Annotated in this window: 13 protein-coding genes and 2 pseudogenes; 6 read left to right on the top strand and 9 right to left on the bottom strand. The window is 59.0% G+C overall.

What is annotated here, in order from left to right:
- Positions 1–47 precede the first annotated feature (47 nt).
- Complete coding sequence (locus ACODNH_RS22185; protein WP_434531864.1) at positions 48–656, bottom strand: hypothetical protein; 609 nt, start codon at positions 654–656, stop codon at positions 48–50.
- A 214-nt stretch (positions 657–870) separates the two neighbouring features.
- On the opposite strand from ACODNH_RS22185, the gene ACODNH_RS22180 reads away from it, so the two are divergent.
- The gene (locus ACODNH_RS22180; protein ID WP_306711105.1) at positions 871–1,194 is read left to right on the top strand and encodes a hypothetical protein; all 324 of its coding nucleotides are present in this window, start codon (positions 871–873) and stop codon (positions 1,192–1,194) included.
- Between the two features lie 114 nt (positions 1,195–1,308).
- Here ACODNH_RS22180 and ACODNH_RS22175 read toward each other — a convergent pair whose 3' ends face one another.
- Positions 1,309–1,542, bottom strand: a complete 234-nt coding sequence (locus ACODNH_RS22175; protein ID WP_306711107.1) for a hypothetical protein — start codon at positions 1,540–1,542, stop codon at positions 1,309–1,311.
- 25 nt (positions 1,543–1,567) lie between these two features.
- Positions 1,568–3,967 carry a dihydropteroate synthase gene (gene folP / locus ACODNH_RS22170; RefSeq protein WP_306711109.1) on the bottom strand — a complete coding sequence of 800 codons (2,400 nt, stop codon included), beginning with the start codon at positions 3,965–3,967 and terminating at the stop codon, positions 1,568–1,570.
- 325 nt (positions 3,968–4,292) lie between these two features.
- Between folP and ACODNH_RS22165 the strand changes: the two genes are divergently transcribed.
- Positions 4,293–6,038, top strand: coding sequence for a formate--tetrahydrofolate ligase (locus ACODNH_RS22165; RefSeq protein ID WP_434531863.1), 1,746 nt, complete (start codon positions 4,293–4,295; stop codon positions 6,036–6,038).
- 85 nt (positions 6,039–6,123) lie between these two features.
- Here the strand turns inward: ACODNH_RS22165 and ACODNH_RS22160 are convergent, their stop codons facing one another.
- Positions 6,124–6,717, bottom strand: coding sequence for a cyclodeaminase/cyclohydrolase family protein (locus tag ACODNH_RS22160; protein WP_434531862.1), 594 nt, complete (start codon positions 6,715–6,717; stop codon positions 6,124–6,126).
- A 152-nt stretch (positions 6,718–6,869) separates the two neighbouring features.
- Here ACODNH_RS22160 and ACODNH_RS22155 point away from each other — a divergent pair, with 152 nt between their 5' ends.
- Positions 6,870–7,250, top strand: a complete 381-nt coding sequence (locus tag ACODNH_RS22155) for a hypothetical protein (protein WP_434531861.1) — start codon at positions 6,870–6,872, stop codon at positions 7,248–7,250.
- 270 nt (positions 7,251–7,520) lie between these two features.
- On the opposite strand, the pseudogene folE reads toward ACODNH_RS22155, so the two are convergent.
- The 3 genes and pseudogenes from folE to ACODNH_RS22140 form a co-directional block, all read right to left on the bottom strand.
- Positions 7,521–8,138: pseudogene (folE, locus tag ACODNH_RS22150) on the bottom strand (GTP cyclohydrolase I).
- Between the two features lie 214 nt (positions 8,139–8,352).
- On the bottom strand, positions 8,353–9,663 hold the full coding sequence (locus tag ACODNH_RS22145; protein ID WP_434531860.1) for a hypothetical protein: 1,311 nt from the start codon (positions 9,661–9,663) through the stop codon (positions 8,353–8,355).
- The gene (locus tag ACODNH_RS22140; RefSeq protein WP_306711121.1) at positions 9,660–10,358 is read right to left on the bottom strand and encodes a hypothetical protein; all 699 of its coding nucleotides are present in this window, start codon (positions 10,356–10,358) and stop codon (positions 9,660–9,662) included. Before ACODNH_RS22140 ends, ACODNH_RS22145 begins: the two co-directional genes overlap by 4 nt.
- Before the next feature lie 300 nt (positions 10,359–10,658).
- Here ACODNH_RS22140 and rdfA point away from each other — a divergent pair, with 300 nt between their 5' ends.
- The 3 genes and pseudogenes from rdfA (at position 10,659) to ACODNH_RS22125 (ending at position 12,397) form a co-directional block, all read left to right on the top strand.
- The gene (gene rdfA, locus ACODNH_RS22135; protein ID WP_306711123.1) at positions 10,659–10,925 is read left to right on the top strand and encodes a rod-determining factor RdfA; all 267 of its coding nucleotides are present in this window, start codon (positions 10,659–10,661) and stop codon (positions 10,923–10,925) included.
- A pseudogene (ptsP, locus tag ACODNH_RS22130) lies at positions 10,846–11,966 on the top strand (phosphoenolpyruvate--protein phosphotransferase); the annotation flags it as partial. The gene rdfA and the pseudogene ptsP, both read left to right, overlap by 80 nt.
- A complete protein-coding gene (locus ACODNH_RS22125; RefSeq protein WP_434531859.1) occupies positions 11,963–12,397 on the top strand; it encodes a PTS fructose transporter subunit IIB in 435 nt (144 codons plus the stop codon). The pseudogene ptsP and the gene ACODNH_RS22125, both read left to right, overlap by 4 nt.
- Before the next feature lie 136 nt (positions 12,398–12,533).
- Here the strand turns inward: ACODNH_RS22125 and ACODNH_RS22120 are convergent, their stop codons facing one another.
- Entirely contained in the window at positions 12,534–14,462 is a 1,929-nt protein-coding gene (locus ACODNH_RS22120; protein ID WP_306711125.1) for a heparinase II/III family protein, read from the bottom strand.
- Positions 14,455–15,705: a glycosyltransferase family 4 protein gene (locus ACODNH_RS22115; RefSeq protein WP_306711127.1), complete on the bottom strand. Its 1,251-nt coding sequence runs from the start codon at positions 15,703–15,705 to the stop codon at positions 14,455–14,457. The genes ACODNH_RS22120 and ACODNH_RS22115 overlap by 8 nt, the downstream gene beginning before the upstream one ends.
- Positions 15,706–16,104: the final 399 nt, after the last annotated feature.

The following is a 16,104-nucleotide window of genomic DNA, read 5'->3' as shown; positions in this document are numbered from 1 at the left end:
CGCTCGAGTCTGTTCGCTCTCGCTAACAGCGGTCACAACCGGTCACGCTACTGACCACCCAGTTCTGTCTCGACCGTCCGTTCAGAGTGTATCCAGAGTCGGGCAGCGCCGCCGATTCCGAACGCGGCGATGGCAAGGCTAGAGACGATACTGCCAGCCGGAGACAACAGGACCCACAGCACAGCACTGAGCAATGCGCCAATGAGCAGGCCCAACGCTGGTTGTCGGTCGGACAGAATATCGGTGAAAAGCGTGCCGACGACGAGAAACCCGAAACTTGTGAGTACCAGAACGAACGCGCTACTGACGAGAATCGCGATGCGGACGAACACCCCGCCAGCGACACTGAGTCGGGCCAGCGTCGTTGCCCCGTAGAGGCCGACAATACCGACGATCACGTATCCAGCGATGCCGTAGAGGACGGCTGTCATCGGGCTAGCCAGTATCGCGTTGATCGACTCGTCAACGTAGCCCTGCCGCAGTCGGAGTACTACTGCGCCAGCCACCAGTACAAGAACGAACGAGGCGAGCCCGCGGATCGGTCTGGACAGTTCGGACCTAACGCCGGGGGCCAACTGCCCCACAACGGGGTTCCAACTGGTTGCGGCCAGTTCCGGGACGGCCGGCGCGACACTGGCAGCCACGTCAAAACTCATACTTCACATACCGTGGGTCACCGTGAAAACCTATCGACCGCACAGCACCGGGTCAGTGTCGGCACTGCCCGGAAATTTAAGCCGTCAGAATACATACCATGTCACAGTGTCTAGATGGCCCGCAGTTCTGCTCTCGAAGCTTGTTTGGGTTGGGAAGCGGGTTGCGGCGCCACTCCAGCGGAGTGATGGGCCGAACAAGTTCAGGCTGTCGAGCATGGACACGGCAACGACGACCTACGACGGTGACATTGGGTGGGCAAGACGGCCGCCAGCGACGGTCGAGTGTCCGCGATGCGAGTCGAAAATCTTCCAGCACAACGCGCGTGACAGCATCGACTGCCCGCGGTGTGTCGGTGAGTACGGCCACGACGAATTTGCTGACCTGCAACTCCTATATCTCACGTGTCCAGTCTGTCGAAGCCGGATGGAACACGGTCAACGACATCCCGAGCGGTTCGACATTCCCGAGTGGGCGACCTGTACGGACTGTCGGTACCACTGGGAGTTCGAACACTCCTACGACCACAGTACCGATTAGACAAGAGGCACACGAACCGGAGTACCGTCATGTGGCTGCCTATGTGTGGCTTCGAAACGGCCACAGGGTCAAGCGTGGGATGCTCTCCTTATACCACACGCGTTGGATTTAACTTCAGTAGTACTTCCAGTCGTCCTCACGGCTTCCCTGTACGACGTCGCCGTCTTCGTCACGGTCCATCTCCTCTCGCTCGTCGGGCCACCGGATTCCGTCTCCGACGACGCTCTTGTACGCGAAGGCACCTAGGCCGACGAGTATCAGTAGGAGAACGACGGTCCCAGCGACTGCAGCCACCTGCCCGACGGATTCGAGCAGACCAGAGCCGAGCTGAACCGGAAACTGTACCATACATACTGTTGGTGTTGGACGGGTATCATTGTTTCTGCGGCTCAGACGGTCGCGACGCTGTCGCTGATACCGTCTTGAGTACGGCGTTGTTCTCGGAGACGTCGTGGACCCTGATGGCGTCAGCCCCGCGTTCAGCAGCAAGCGCTGTCGTTGCTAGGGTCGGCGGCAGCCTGTCCGCTCCTGTGTCGCTCATGCCAGCAAACATCGACTTCCGGGAGTGCCCGACCAGCACCGGACAACCGAGCGCATGGAACTCGTGGAGTCGGTCGACGAGTTCGAACGATTCGGCGGCGTTCTTCCCAAACCCACAGCCGGGGTCGACGATAATTTGCTCGCGGTCGATGCCGGCTTGCTCGGCGAGCAGTATCTGCTCCGTGAGGTCTCGAAGCACGTCATCGACGACATCGTCGTAGGTCACAGTCCGACCTGGGTCCACCGGCGCAGACAGGCTGTGCATCAGGATAACGGACGCGTCGTGATCAGCAACCACAAACCGCATTTCGGGGTCCGACAGCCCCGACACGTCGTTGACGATGTCGGCGCCAGCACCCAGCGCCGCGTCAGCGACGGCGGCCTTTCGGGTATCTACGGAGACAGTCGTGTCAAGCGACGAAACGGCCTCTATGACCGGTACTACGCGATCAATTTCCGTTTCAATGGACACCGGCTCTGCCCCAGGACGCGTGCTCTCGCCGCCGACATCGATGATATCCGCCCCGGATTCGATCATCTGTTCTGCGTGACTGATAGCAAGGTCGCGATGGTTGTACTCGCCGCCGTCGTGGAAACTATCCGGCGTAACATTGAGAATACCCATCACGGCCGCCTCCTCACTATCGAACGGCGGCGGGAACGACCGCCCAGACAGCCTATCTTCGAGTTGCATGGCGAGGCGACTGAGCCCCAGCCCGGCCGAAGCCAGACGGTCAGTGAGCTGTTTAAATTGTCGCGGCGTCCCTGAAAGCGTCGTATCGACGAGTTTCTCCGGCATTCCGACAGCCGAACAGGTACACGTACCGCCACAGTCCTCGAACTCTTGTTTGACGACTCCTGCTTGGTCACGCCGCAACGTGACCGAGAGCATCTGCTGGTGAAGTTGTGGCTTCTTTCCGACTCCAGCAGTCTCTTCGGTGGACGCCTGCTGGAGAGTCTTTTTCGGAACGACGAGCCGACTCCAGCGGTCCCGAGCCTCGGCCACTGCGTAGAGTGAGCCGGCCACGAGCACGAAGTCGTCCGCGCCGGCCGCGGCTATGGCTCGTTCGGTAGCTTCGGGGACGGACTCAATCTGCTGTATCTGTGCTGCCTGCCCCTCAAACGCAGCAGCGAGCGATCCGGTGCCTGCGGCTCGGTCGACCGCCGGTTTCGTCGCGAAGGCCGTCTCGACGGCCGGAAGCGTCGCAATCATCTGTTCGTACTCCTTGTCCTGCATCGCGGCGAAGACAACGTGGAGATTATCGTACTCGTATCGCTGGATAAGTGTCGTCAGCGTCTCCATCGCACCGGGGTTGTGAGAGCCATCGAGAACCACCATCGGGTCGGTCGACCGGATCTCGAATCGGCCCGGCAGCGTCGCAGCCCGCAGCCCCTCGGCAATAGTTTCCGTGTCTACGTCGGTGAGTTGTCGAGCCAGTGTCGCGGCGACGCCAGCGTTCTCCGCCTGATGCTGTCCAAGTAGCTTGAGGTTCGATTCGAGGGCCCAGTCCGGCCCCGTGAGCGCGATACGGTTCTCGACGGCCGAGCGCATGCCGTTTTCGACGGCCGTGACATCGGCCGCCTCATCACCGACCGTGACAGTGTCGGTAATCCCCTGAACCGAATCGAGAGCAGCGCCGGTCGTTCCCGTCACAAGTGGGGCGTCTCTGGGGCTGACCTGCGCTTTGTCGCGAGCGATCTCCTCGACTGTGTCGCCGAGCAGGTCAGTGTGTTCTAAACTGATACTGGTGACAGCGCTTGCGACGGGATCGACTGCGCTTGTTGCGTCGTACCGGCCGCCAATACCGACTTCCAGTACTGCCACGTCGACATCTTCGACATCGAAGTGATAGAACGCCAGCGCCGTGAGTACCTCGAAATGCGTCGGCTTGTCGTCCTCGGCAGCCAGTTGGTCGATACAGGGATCTATCTGTTCGACGAACTCCGTCACTCGCTCTTTCGGTACCCGACCGCCGTTGACCGTGATTTGCTCCCGGAAACCGTTCAATCCTGGCGAGGTGAACAGGCCGACATCGAGCCCGGCGGCTCTGAGCACACTCTCGGTCATTCGGGCGGTACTTCCCTTTCCGTTCGACCCAGCGATCTGCACGCTGTCGAAACTGTCGTCCGGGTCACCGAGATGCGAGAGCATCCGCGCCGTCGTATCGGTCCCCAACTTGGGCCGACGACGCTGTAGTGACTGCAGGTAGTCCGCCGACTCGTGGTACTCCATAGCACAATTGGGCGGCGGCGGCCTGATTAATTTATCGCCAGAGCGAATCTGCCTCGATATCACGTACCCAAGTAACGTAGCCAATTCGGGCTTCAATCGGTGTAAAACCTAAATACTGGACCTGAAGCTGCGGTCAAGTAATCTCGCAAATTCTGCCTTTGCGGCCACTGTCGGCTGACCTGCTGTCAGATCTGTGAACAGATCTCGTAAGCCGAGATACATGATGTGGCTTCTAGGGTCTGCAACGGCATCTCGAACACATCCTATCCCGGTAGTGTCAGTTTCACTAACATTATTACGACGGTGCAGGGAAGAGCTAACTGAGATGTCTTCACAGGATGAGCAATCCGCGACCGAAGAGACACGGGAGCCGATTCCAACGGATTACGATATCGCCCAGTCGACCGATATGGAGCCGATATGGGAACTGGTCGAGCCGTGGGGACTCGGCCTTGACGACCTCCAATACTTCGGCGAATACACCGCAAAAGTCAAACAACACGCCATCGAGCGCCTCCGCGAACAGGCCGAGAACAGGGAACAGAACCTCGTACTCGTAACCGGAATGACGCCGACACCGAAAGGCGAAGGGAAGACGGTAACGACCGTCGGCCTCGGCCAGACGCTCAACCACGTCGGCGAGGAGGCGATGATTGCCATCCGGGAACCCTCGCTTGGCCCGGTGTTTGGCGTCAAAGGCGGCGCAGCAGGTGGCGGCCGGTCGCAGGTCCTTCCGATGGAGGACATCAATCTCCACTTCACCGGCGACCTCCACGCGCTCACCTCCGCGCACAACCTCATCGCTGCGATGCTCGATGCGAAGATCTCGCAAGGTGACGATCTGGACATCGACATCAACAACGTCTCGTGGCCGCGCGCTATCGATATGAATGACCGCGCACTCCGAGAGACGGTCGTCGGTCTCGGCGGGAAGACCGGTGGAACCCCGAGGGAGGATAACTTCATCTTGACAGCAGCCTCCGAGCTAATGGCGGTCCTCTGTCTGTCCAGCGATATCGGGGATCTGAAAGAGCGCGTCAGTCGCATCATCGTCGCTTACGATGAGGACGGCGACCCGGTGACTGTCGATGACATCGAGGCAACCGGCCCAGCAACCATGCTTCTCCGGGATGCGATCAAGCCGAACGTCGTCCAGACCATCGAGGGAACGCCAGCGCTGGTCCACGGCGGCCCGTTCGCGAACATCGCCCACGGAACGAACTCGCTGGTCGCCGACAAGACCGCATTCGGCATGGGCGACTACCTCGTTACCGAGGCTGGCTTCGGCTCGGACCTTGGGGCCGAGAAGTTCATGGATGTGGTCTGTCGCAAAGGCGATATGACGCCAAACGCCGTCGTGCTCGTGGCGTCGGTTCGCGCGCTCAAGTACCACGGACTGGACCAGTGGCCCGTCGACTACGACGAGATCGACGAGGCTGGCGTTGAAGCCGTTGAAGCGGGCTTCTCGAACCTCGATAAACACGCGCGGAACCTCCAGAAGTTCGGCGTCCCGGTCGTCGTCTCTGTTAATCGCTTCCCGGACGACACTGACGAGGAGGTTCAGGCTGTTCTGGACCACTGTCACGACGAACTCAGCGTCAGAGCGGCCGAGTCGAACGTGTTCTCCGACGGCAGCAAGGGCGGTGTCGACCTCGCGGAGAACGTCATCGAGGCGACCGAGGAGAGCGACGAGGAGGACTTCCGGATGCTGTACGACGACGATGACAGCATCAAAGAGAAGATCCACACTGTCGCGACCGAGATCTATGGCGCTGACGACGTGAAATACACCGGTGGCGCGCTCGACGACGTCGAGCAGATGAACGAGCTTGACTTCGACGATTACCCGGTCGTTATGTCCAAAACGTTCCACTCGCTGAGCGACGACGCGAGTCAGAAGGGTGCGCCGGAGGGCTGGGAACTCGAAATCAGCGAAGTGTATCCATCCGCCGGCGCGGGCTTCCTCGTCGCGCTCACAGCCGATGCGCTCACGATGCCCGGCCTACCAGCCCGGCCGGCCGCCGCTGACATGGACATCGACGAAGACGGGAACATTTCGGGCCTGTTCTGACAAACCGGCCTCACGTCCCGGCTCTCGCGTTTCGTCATCTCGACTTCTAGTGAACACCGCTCGGTGTTCGACGAGCGAACGACGCTCACCGCTCCGCGTTTGCGACCGCTTCGTCGAGTGCCGCTTCACCGGCCGCTTCTGCCTTGTCTGCTCGCTGTTTCATCGCTGCCACGAATGATTCGTCGTCTATCATGTCGAGATTGGCCCGGACAGTCGAGACCGACGCCCGTAGCGCCGCTGCCTCGAGCAGCACCCCGACAGTTGCGTCCGGGACGGCGACAGGCGTCCCCTTCGCAGTCACCGTACGGGCGTGCTCAACGATGTCGAGACAGACCTCGGCCGTCTCGAGCGGCACCTCTGTCGAGCGTTTCGAGGCCGCCTGAATCCGGTCGTCGTTCCCGGATTCGAACGCGGCCCCGACCGCGTCGACCGCTGCCGCGTCCTCGTCAGCAAGGGCAAGCAGCCGTGCCCGGCTATCGGCCAGCGCATCCGCCAGAGCCGCTAATTCACCGAAGTCTGCACTGGGCTCATCAGCACTGACGGTGTGGATGCAGACCATCTCACAGAGCGCCGCGCCCATCGCCCCGCCGATGGCCGCGACCGCGCCACCGCTCGGAGTTACCTGCCCCGACGCGACTTCGTCGAGAAACTCGCCGATTGGCTGGTCCCCGAAGGTCATTTGTCGGCCACAGTGCCGGTCGTCTCTAGAGATTGATTATCCATACTGCGGCACTCTCGGCCCATTTGTCTAATGGTTTCCCTGGAGGTATTCGAACGCCATGTGGGCCCTCCCGTCACAAAGGCTATGCCTGGGCTGTGTCAAGACGAAGTATGGCCTCTTCGTGCGAAACCGTCCAGCCAGCGACGCTATCAACGGAACAGTTCAACACCTGCGATACAGAGGTCCGAAAGCTCACGGAGCCGCTCGGCTGTGAGGAGATGCGGGTGAATCGGGTCGTCGTCGAACCGGACTCCGTGACGACGCCGCATACGCACGACGGCCAAGAAGAAGTGTTCGTCGCGACGACCGGCGGCCAGATATCTATCGAAGGCGACGTTTACGACGTCCCCGAGCGCAGAGTGGTCCGTGTGTATCCGGACACGGTTCGAACCCTGTGTAACCATACTGCTGAGACGCACGTGTGGCTTGCCCTCGGTGCGCCACCGGTGGGAACCGTCGATAACTTCGGAAATTACGTTATCGAGGAATGAGTCGGGTCGGCCAGTCGTTTCCCCGTCTTCGAGGCTGCACCTCCGCCGAGGACGTGGCCCATCGCCATCCTTTCAAAACGATCGACAAGTACAGGCCAGGGTTCTGTGGCTAGAAAAGACACCGCATGCACTCATCCTGTATGATTACAAATACGTTGAGTTTTACACCACGCACTGGTCACACAGGTACCACACGCGATTGGAGACGCAGTAGCAGGTAGAATTCCTGTTTATCAATACCCTCCTGAAATGCGGGTCACCCATCAGTGACTACTGGTCGTGTCGTCGAATCGACTCCCTGAACTGCGTGCGGTCCGCTTCGCTGATCGTTCCGACGTGCTCTCTGGTCGTCGTCTCAGTCTCCGTTTCGATGCCCCGCATGACTTCGCACATGTGCGTTGCGGTCACCTCGACGACGACGCCGTGCGCGTCGAGTTCATCGGCTAGACCGACTGCGATATCTCGCGTGAGCGTCTCCTGTGTCGTCAGCTGGCGTGACTGCCACCGGACGTACCGGATGAGCTTTGACAATCCCACCATCTCTTCCCCGGGTCTGTACGCCACGTGGGCAACGCCCTAGAAGGGGAGCAAGTGATGTTCGCACATGCTGTGAAGCGGAATTCCGGTTTTGACAATGAGTCCGTCGGTCTCCGCATCGAAGGTCCGCATGACCGGTCCTGACTCGGACCGAGACCCTGCCGTCAGCGTCTCGAACATGTCCGGGACACGCCGGCTCCACGTATCCGAGAGCGCTGCCGAATCGGGATCACGGCCAGCGGCTTCAAGCAGAAGGCGAGCGCCACGTCGCGCCTTCTCTTCGTCAAAGCCGTCTGTCGGTTGGGTTGCAGTATCGTGCTGTTGTGCAGGTTCCTGTTCCCGGGAATCCATTACAAGCAAACAGGGGGACTCGACGTACAAAGTCTCTGTTCCCCATCAGTTCACTACTCGAATAACAGTGGTAACATTGTGATTTCGCACCACAACGTATCACCGACTGTGAATATCCTGTATTACAAGAATGTTCAATGAGTCCCCCACATGTCAGTAAATGCGTTCCTGTTGACCGACGGGCCAGCCGCAACGTTGCTTTCGTAACGCTGTTTCAGTCAGAGCTCAGTTCCTGAACAGTCTGTTGAGCCGCTACTGACGCTGAACGGGCGAGTGCTGTCGCGTGCCAGTAGTCCGCAACGCTTCTGTCGAGGGTGGACGCAGAAATCTCTCCCTGGTGATGTGCTACTTCGCGATCAGCGGCCATGACCTTGTGGCCAGCATCGACGAGAACCGTCCGGACCAGTTCCGGTTGTGAACTCGATTCCAGGGCCACAGTGAGCGCCTCGTACGCGGTTTCCCTAATGTCTCGAACCGCTTCCCCATCCGATGGCCGAACGAGTTCGCCCGCCTCCCGCCGCGTCTGAACGCGGTCGAGTGCCTGGAGGCGGGCGAGCTGACTGTTCGCATCGACAACGGCACTCGCGGGGCCGACAGCATCCCCAAGACGGCTAATACCGCTCTCTACTTCCCACCGGAGCTCATCGAAAACCATCTGCCCCGGATTTCGGTCATCAGCGTTCGTCTCCGGTGCCAAGTTCGACTGCGTGTCGCGAATGTCCGACAGCAGTGCTTTTGCTGCGGCGGTCAGTTTTCTCCCGACTGACCCAGCATCGGCCGGGAGCGAGGCAGCGAACTTTGCGCGGACGTGGCGAGCGTCGCTAAGATAGGCTTGGGCCGACTCGGCCGTCTCGCCCCATTCGGCGACAGACAACAGCTCCGACTCCTCCCTTGGCCTGGTATCTGTGTCAGTGGCCCGTGCCAGTCCCGCTTCAATGCGGGCGTGAACCAGCGCCGCGCGCACTGGATCCGACCCGACGTACTCGTGTTCCTGCCAGATTGTGTGAGCCCCAGACACGGTCTGGTCGTATTCGTCCCGGAGCGGAGCAGGGGTGAGACCGCGGTCAACGACTCCCCACCCCGCAGCGGCGTAGCGGGCGTTTTCACGCGCCCGCCGCAACGATCGGAGCGCGATCAAGCCAGTTCGGGCTGTCCGTGCATCATCGAGACCGTCTGAGGCGTCGCTGGCGGCGTCAGTCAGTCGCTTGCGGATGTGACCGTTCGGAATCTGCTCCGGACCCAGTGGCGTGGGAAGCGTCGCCAGAAGCGAGCGAACCCGCTCCCGCGCGGCGTCGAAATGGCTCGCTGCGATGTCGACCGGAACCGAAGGGGGTACTGGGGATTCTCGATCCTCGTCGCGCGGGATATCGGGTAGGTTGTAGGCATCGATAGTTGCCTCCTCTCCCCCACCCAGACTGTCGAGACTGCTACAGCCAGCGATAGCGCTGGCCCCAGTTAGGACGAGCACACCCCGCCGGGTCATCTCAGCGGAGTTCCCGTCCGTCTCAGATGCCTCGTCTGTCATGCCTGCTCACCTTCGGACCGGGTGCGTCGGTCACTACTCGGTACTGCCCCGCTCCCGCCCTCACTTTCCCCCGCAGCACCGGCTCGCTGTCTTTCGCAACTGTTGCCTCCAATGGAGGAGGAATAACTGGAGATGTCGTCGGCGTTGACTGTGTCAGGAATCCGGATGAACCAGACCGCGTACACCTTGTTGCCTGCTGTACAGGAGGCGTCGTAGGGTCGGCTCACCCGACCGTAGTCGGTCGAGATGTTATCCGACGTCCAACGGATCTGACAGAGCGTTAATCGAAAGCACTCCTCGGTCATCATATTCTGGACGTAGACGGTTTCCGTGTCGAAGTCAGTCTCATCGAGGAAGGTCCTGATTAGCGGCCGGTCCGCGTCTTCGGCGACAGTGACCTGATCTGCTTGGGATGCCGTATCGATAATCTTGGATTCCAGTCGACGGGAGTGTGGGCTTTCGGTCGGCCGACCATCTCCATCAGCAAGCCAGACTGGCTGACGGTCTGCGTCTACGCGTGTGACAACTGCATCCGGGTCGGATACTGATCCTGCTCCTGAGGCACTCGAACCGTTGTTTTTCGAAGCGGTACGTGTTGATTCGTCGCTGCCCTCGAAAACCCCGCTACAGCCCGATAGCACTGTCGCCAGCCCGCAGACGCTGTGGAGGAGGGTACGTCGGGTGGAGGGGACCATCGTGTAATTTCTCGCTTGTAATGTCAGGTATAAAATTCTCGTGGTTGCTCAAATCACATCAGACCATCTATAGCTGGGATCAGATGCGGACGCTGATGCCAGTAGACGCTGATACATTCATAAATACCATCTTTACACATCTATACCGCCAGATATCACTCCATATATCGAGTATATAAAATCTGATTTCTGAATCTGAATGGTGGGCGCTCTGATAAACAGATATCGCCACGGACCGGTGAACAGACTACCTGATATCGCAACAAAACGGGTAAACCGGACCGATGCGTTCTGGCGATAATGGGGTCAGCGCAGTCGAAAGCCGCACAGTTGATCGAAACGTATGAACTGTCGTCGATGGGCGCGGAACTGAAACGCGCTTGGCTCGGAGAGAATGGGCAGCGACAGAGTCTACGTGACCTCGCTGATCGGTTCAACCAGGCCCTGCTTGTGGCTGCAATTCGGGATACGGGTATGGGTGTAACCGACGTCTCACGCGGCGACTTTCGCCTGCTCGCTGGCCCTGCCGGCCGTCGTCGGTGTCGGCGACGCGCTCGACACCGTTGAGGACGGAACAGAGGTCATTATCGACGGCGACAACGGAACCCTACTGATCAGTCCTGACGGCACCGAGCGGGCAGGGGCAACAAGCGACTCGGGGGCCGCTGTCGTCGATGAGTCTGTCGAAACCACTGACGGTCGACACATCGAAATGGCAACATATATTTGACAACCGGCGGAGCTGAAGCCCGGAGCAGAGCGGGAGCCGACAGCGTTGCCCTCTACCGAACCGAGTTCCTCTTTCTCGATCAGGAGACGCCACCGTCGGAAGACGAGCAGTACGAGGCGGTCCGCAAGGCGCTCGATACATTCCCAGATGGGCGCGTCGTTGTTCGGACGCTGGATATCGGTGGCGACAAGTGGATTCCCTATCTTGACCTACCAGACGAAGAGAACCCGTTCCTCGGCGAGCGCGGAATCCGGCGCTCACTCGCTCCGGATTCGGACCTGTTCGCCACGCAGTTCCGTGCGCTCCTGCACGCTGCTGCGGACGGGGCTGGAGACCTCGCCATCATGTTCCCGCTTGTGGCCACCGTCAAGGAACTCGATGCTGCACTCGACGCACTGGATGCAGCGGCGGCCGATCTTGATGGCCGCGACGCCGAGGCCGTTGATCCCGAAGTCGGCGTAATGATAGAAACACCGAGCGCCGCCCTCATCGCAGAGGAACTCGCCGCACGAGTCGATTTCCTCTCGATCGGACGAACGACCTCACACAGTACGTCATGGCTGCCAACCGCCAGAACGAGCGCGTCGGCGACCTGCACGATCCCACTCATCTGGGCGTCCTCCGCGCCATCGAGCAGACAGTCACCGCGGCCCACGCCGAAGACGCCTGGGTCGGAATGTGTGGAGAGATGGCCGGTGATCCAGAGTTGACGGAGCTCCTTGTTGGTCTCGGCCTCGACGAACTCAGCATGAGCGCCGTGACGATTCCGGAGGTCAAGACGGCCGTCAGCGAAACAGAGTACAGTTCCGCAAGCGAGCGCGGGGACCGCGCCCGACTTGCCGCAACGCGCAGCGAAGTATACCACACTAGACACATGAAACTCGTCGCAGTCACCTCCTGCCCGGCTGGGATCGCACACAGTCAGATGGCAGCCGAGAACCTCGAACAGACAGCAGAAGAACAGGGCCACGATATCAAGGTCGAAGTTCAGGGAGCAATGGGTGCGGAAAACGAACTCTCCGATGAGGACGTTGCAGCCGCCGATGCGGCCATCATCGCCGCAGATACATCGGTGAGTCCGGACCGATTCAGTGGTGTCCCGCTAGTCGACGGAACCGTTAAAGACGCCGTTAACGACGCTGAAGGAATGGTCGCTGATGCGATTGCGGCTGCTGACGGCGACGCGCCGGCAACCGGGGGCAAAGGAGAGGATGCCGAGTCCACGAGTACTGAGTCCGATCAGCAGCGCCGCCGTGGCGGTGACCGTTCAAAGAGTTTCGTGGCCCGACTGAAGCGTCTGTTCAGTTGATTCGGAGCTATATCATGCCGACATAGGATATTTTTCGCCCGGTCCCTTCGGAGTGGGCAATTCCATCAGCTACGGAGCTAAGTAGAAAGTGGACAATCCAGTCTCAAATGCGGGATTGCGAATCGTCTGAAATGTCCTAAACCGGCCTTATCCGAGAGCCAAACCGTTGTATCTCATTGGCGGTTATGTCATCGTCACTCGAGAAGCCAGATATATCTCCACGGCTAGCTCCCGGGCTAAGAAGGTAGCCCAAAGCTGTTGCTCCTGACTCGGGACCGGATCGTAATTCCACTGTTTGTCGCTCCTGAGCAACGCCAAACTCGGGGAAGTATTCGGTCGTAGTGGTGCGAACGTCGTTGGTACCCAGCGGGTGAATACTTAGCAAGGGTGGATCATCGTCGGTGACTGTTCCGTGAAATACCCGTATTGTTCCAGACTCGTCGATTGTAACGCCAATATCTGGGTGGAAGTGGAGTCGGGAGATGCTTGGCTCGGTCTCAGTGTCGGGCCCGCGGAGTGTATCGCGAACAAGCCACCAGTCGTCCGCCGCAACGATTGCCCTGCTATGCTGATACGACGCCGGTGCATGTGGATCTGTCTCATATCGTCCGTTGAAAACCGTCGGGTCCGTATCCTCGTAGCGTACCGTCGGTTCCGTTCGCGCACCCATCAGATACTTTCCGCCGATCTCGATCGGTTCCGTATCGCCAACCTGGACTGTATTGTGTCCAGCAACACTTCTGACGTACTGTCGTCGTTCGTTGCTAGCATAATCATATACCCCAGTATCGGTAAGCACACGGTGTCCGTCAACCCAGAGTAAGACACTCAGCATATCGTTGTGAGAGTGGCCGGGTAAATGTGGAGGCCCGACGGGGCCACCGTCCACTAACAGACGTCCATGGTCTGTATCGAGCCAATAGTACCCTGACTCCCCGCTCGCTGGACTATGAGCCGGGGCTGGCCGGTCAGTAGGCTCGAATCCGGCAGCACCAGCATACTCCAAACAGTCCGTAAGCGGGAGCGCTTGACCAAACACGGCGTCGTTACACATCGGAATCTGTTCGTCCGGGGGACAGAGGTACCGCAGGTACGCGACGGCCTGCCTCGTCATCGCTGTCAGCCAAGTAGGGACTGTGCGATCACTGGCTGCCAGTACGGAGCACGCCGTCACGTATCTCGTTGTTACAATCGCGTGGTACATCGGCGACCGCTCGTAATGCCCGCCGTCAGAAAGGAACTGCTTAGCTCCTGTACGGCCAAGGATAGATATTCCATCTGAAATCCAGGACTGGTCAGACTCTGGGAAGGTGAGGCCGGCCATGAGCAGTGCGAGCCCGTTTTCGATGAGATGATTACCGCCGACATCACCCTCAACGTGATTTTCAAGGAAGGTCGAACTCCGATATATCTCTCGGGCAAGTGCCGCAATAAGTTTCTCTGGGACAGTTCCCTGCGTGCCCCCAGTTCGCCACGCGAGGTATCGCACGAGTGTTTGAATACGGAGTGATACTGCCCACGGTGTCCACGCATTTCGAAGGTACCCCGGCTGACCGATTTCGATACTGTCGGCCCAGTCCCGTACCCACTGGTCGAACACCTCGACAACCCTGTCGGGGGCGGACTGCGGGCCTTTGAATCCCAGCGTCGCCCATCGGAGGGGGTCGAACGCATATAGTTTCAGCGGCCAGAGTAGCGGATAGTCGTCAAATCGGTCGTCAAACCAGTGAGGGAGATCCGGCGACCGAAGCTGTATCGACCTGTTGAGGAAGGTCAGGTTGCCGTCTGCCGCCTGGCGGCTCCGTTGCTGGAACGTCTGGACGGTTGCCTCCGAGAGTTCGCCCTGAAGTAGGTCAAGGTCAGCTTTGACCGGAGTGGTTGCCACCGAAAGGGTCTGAGGGATCGCGGCGTCGTATCGCCCATCGAAGTCGAGTGGGAGTCGCGTGAGTACGGAGTTACGGGTCGTCCGCTCAGCCATTCCAAGTACCTGAGCAGGCTCCAACTGTGTGAGTGTGTGTCCGTACAACCTGACCGCTTTCGGAAGCGCCTGAAGGTGCTCAGTCATCTTCAATACATGGGGCCGTGTACGGTTCTTGTCGTTTACTTGTTGTCAATGTCCGAAACACCTCTCCAAGTCGGTCCGCGATGGCCTGCCGGTCGTACCCCGCGGATACGACTTGGAGCCCATCTCGACCCATTGCCACCCGCTGTTCGGGGTTTTCGAGGAGACTGTCAATCGCTGCCGCAATACTCTCGGGTTCAGGCTCTGTGTGGATACCTGCGTCTGTATCCGTCGCAAACCGCTTGATTTCCCCTCTACCAGTGACGACGACAGGTAGCGAGCACGCCATGTACTCGTAGAGTTTCGTGGGTATCGCGTAGTCCAGCTCTGGGCTGTCTTTTATCGGGGCCAGTCCGACAGTTGCGCTATCAAGAATCTCCGGAATTCGTCCACGGTCCACCAGTCCAACAAATTCTACGCGGTCTTCAAGACCAAGTCTATCTGTCATACTCTTGAGCCGAGACACCTCGTCCCCATCACCGACCAACTGGAGCACGGCATCATCGCTTGAAACGTGCTGCATTGCCCGGATACACGGTTCAAGTGCCTGTGCGCTTCCGATATTCCCGGTGTATACTATTCGCGAGTGGTTGCCTTCAGTGGTAGATACCGAGGAGAAGCGGTCGGTGTCCACACCGTTTGGGACGACCCGAACCCGTTCCCGGAGATCGGTGCCATACGTGTCAGCGACCGCATCTCCGAGTGTCTCAGTCGTTACCGTAATGCGATCAGCGGAGTGTAACGCGAGGCGCTGGAAGGTGCGACCAGCTTTTACTAGTGGACTGTCTGCTGTAATGTATCCAAGAGCAATCGAGTTCTCAATCCACAGATCCCGGACATCAATTACCCAGGGATTCCCAATGGCAGCAGCCACAAGTCCGGGGAACCCGGTAGTGATTGGTGGCGTAGATGTCATGACAACGTCGTACTGCCGGAAGTTCATGACTAACCAGAGTGCCGCATGCAGTGCGAATATAAGATAATAAGGGAGTCGGCGGAGCAGAGAGGGATTCTCTCTCTGTGGCTGCCACGTCCACAGACGGTGGACAACCACCCCGTTATCGTGTTCTGTCTGCTTGCGCTTCCAAGTCCGTTCGAAGTTCCCCGGTGGGTAGCAGAGGGACGGCGCCAGAACGGTCACATCAAAGTCATCATCCAGATTAACGGCTGTGTCGTGGATTCTGGATGCATTGCCTCCCTTTTCAGGAGGATACCGCTGAGAGACGATAACACAGTCAGTCGTCATCGAAACAAAGTGTGTACGCCGACTGTCCTGGTCTCAGATGCTTCGCTCGCAATCTTGATGATGGTACCGCGTCAACTGGCCTATCGATACTCATCGACATCCAATCGTTCCACTGTATCTCTGACGGGAGTATTAGTATACGTCCGATACTCCTGAGACATTCTGACGATGAGTCCGTTATATGCCCACTTGGAATTGCTCTATCTCGGTCTGTGGCAGGGCTTTGATTCGAGTAAGTCAGTTAACTATCGGTATCCAGCCGGGGCAGCACCCTAAACTACATTAACTCGCTCTGCCCGATCAAGTAATTACACTCTACTCTAAGTATGATATAATTACCATATTCCATCTGACTGTCTTATGTATTGAGAAGGTATGTTCTAGGGAATTAGTTGGTAA

It is taken from the genome of Haloarcula sp. NS06 (assembly GCF_051122755.1).
Taxonomy (GTDB): domain Archaea; phylum Halobacteriota; class Halobacteria; order Halobacteriales; family Haloarculaceae; genus Haloarcula.
This window is presented reverse-complemented; position numbering and strand designations above follow the sequence as displayed.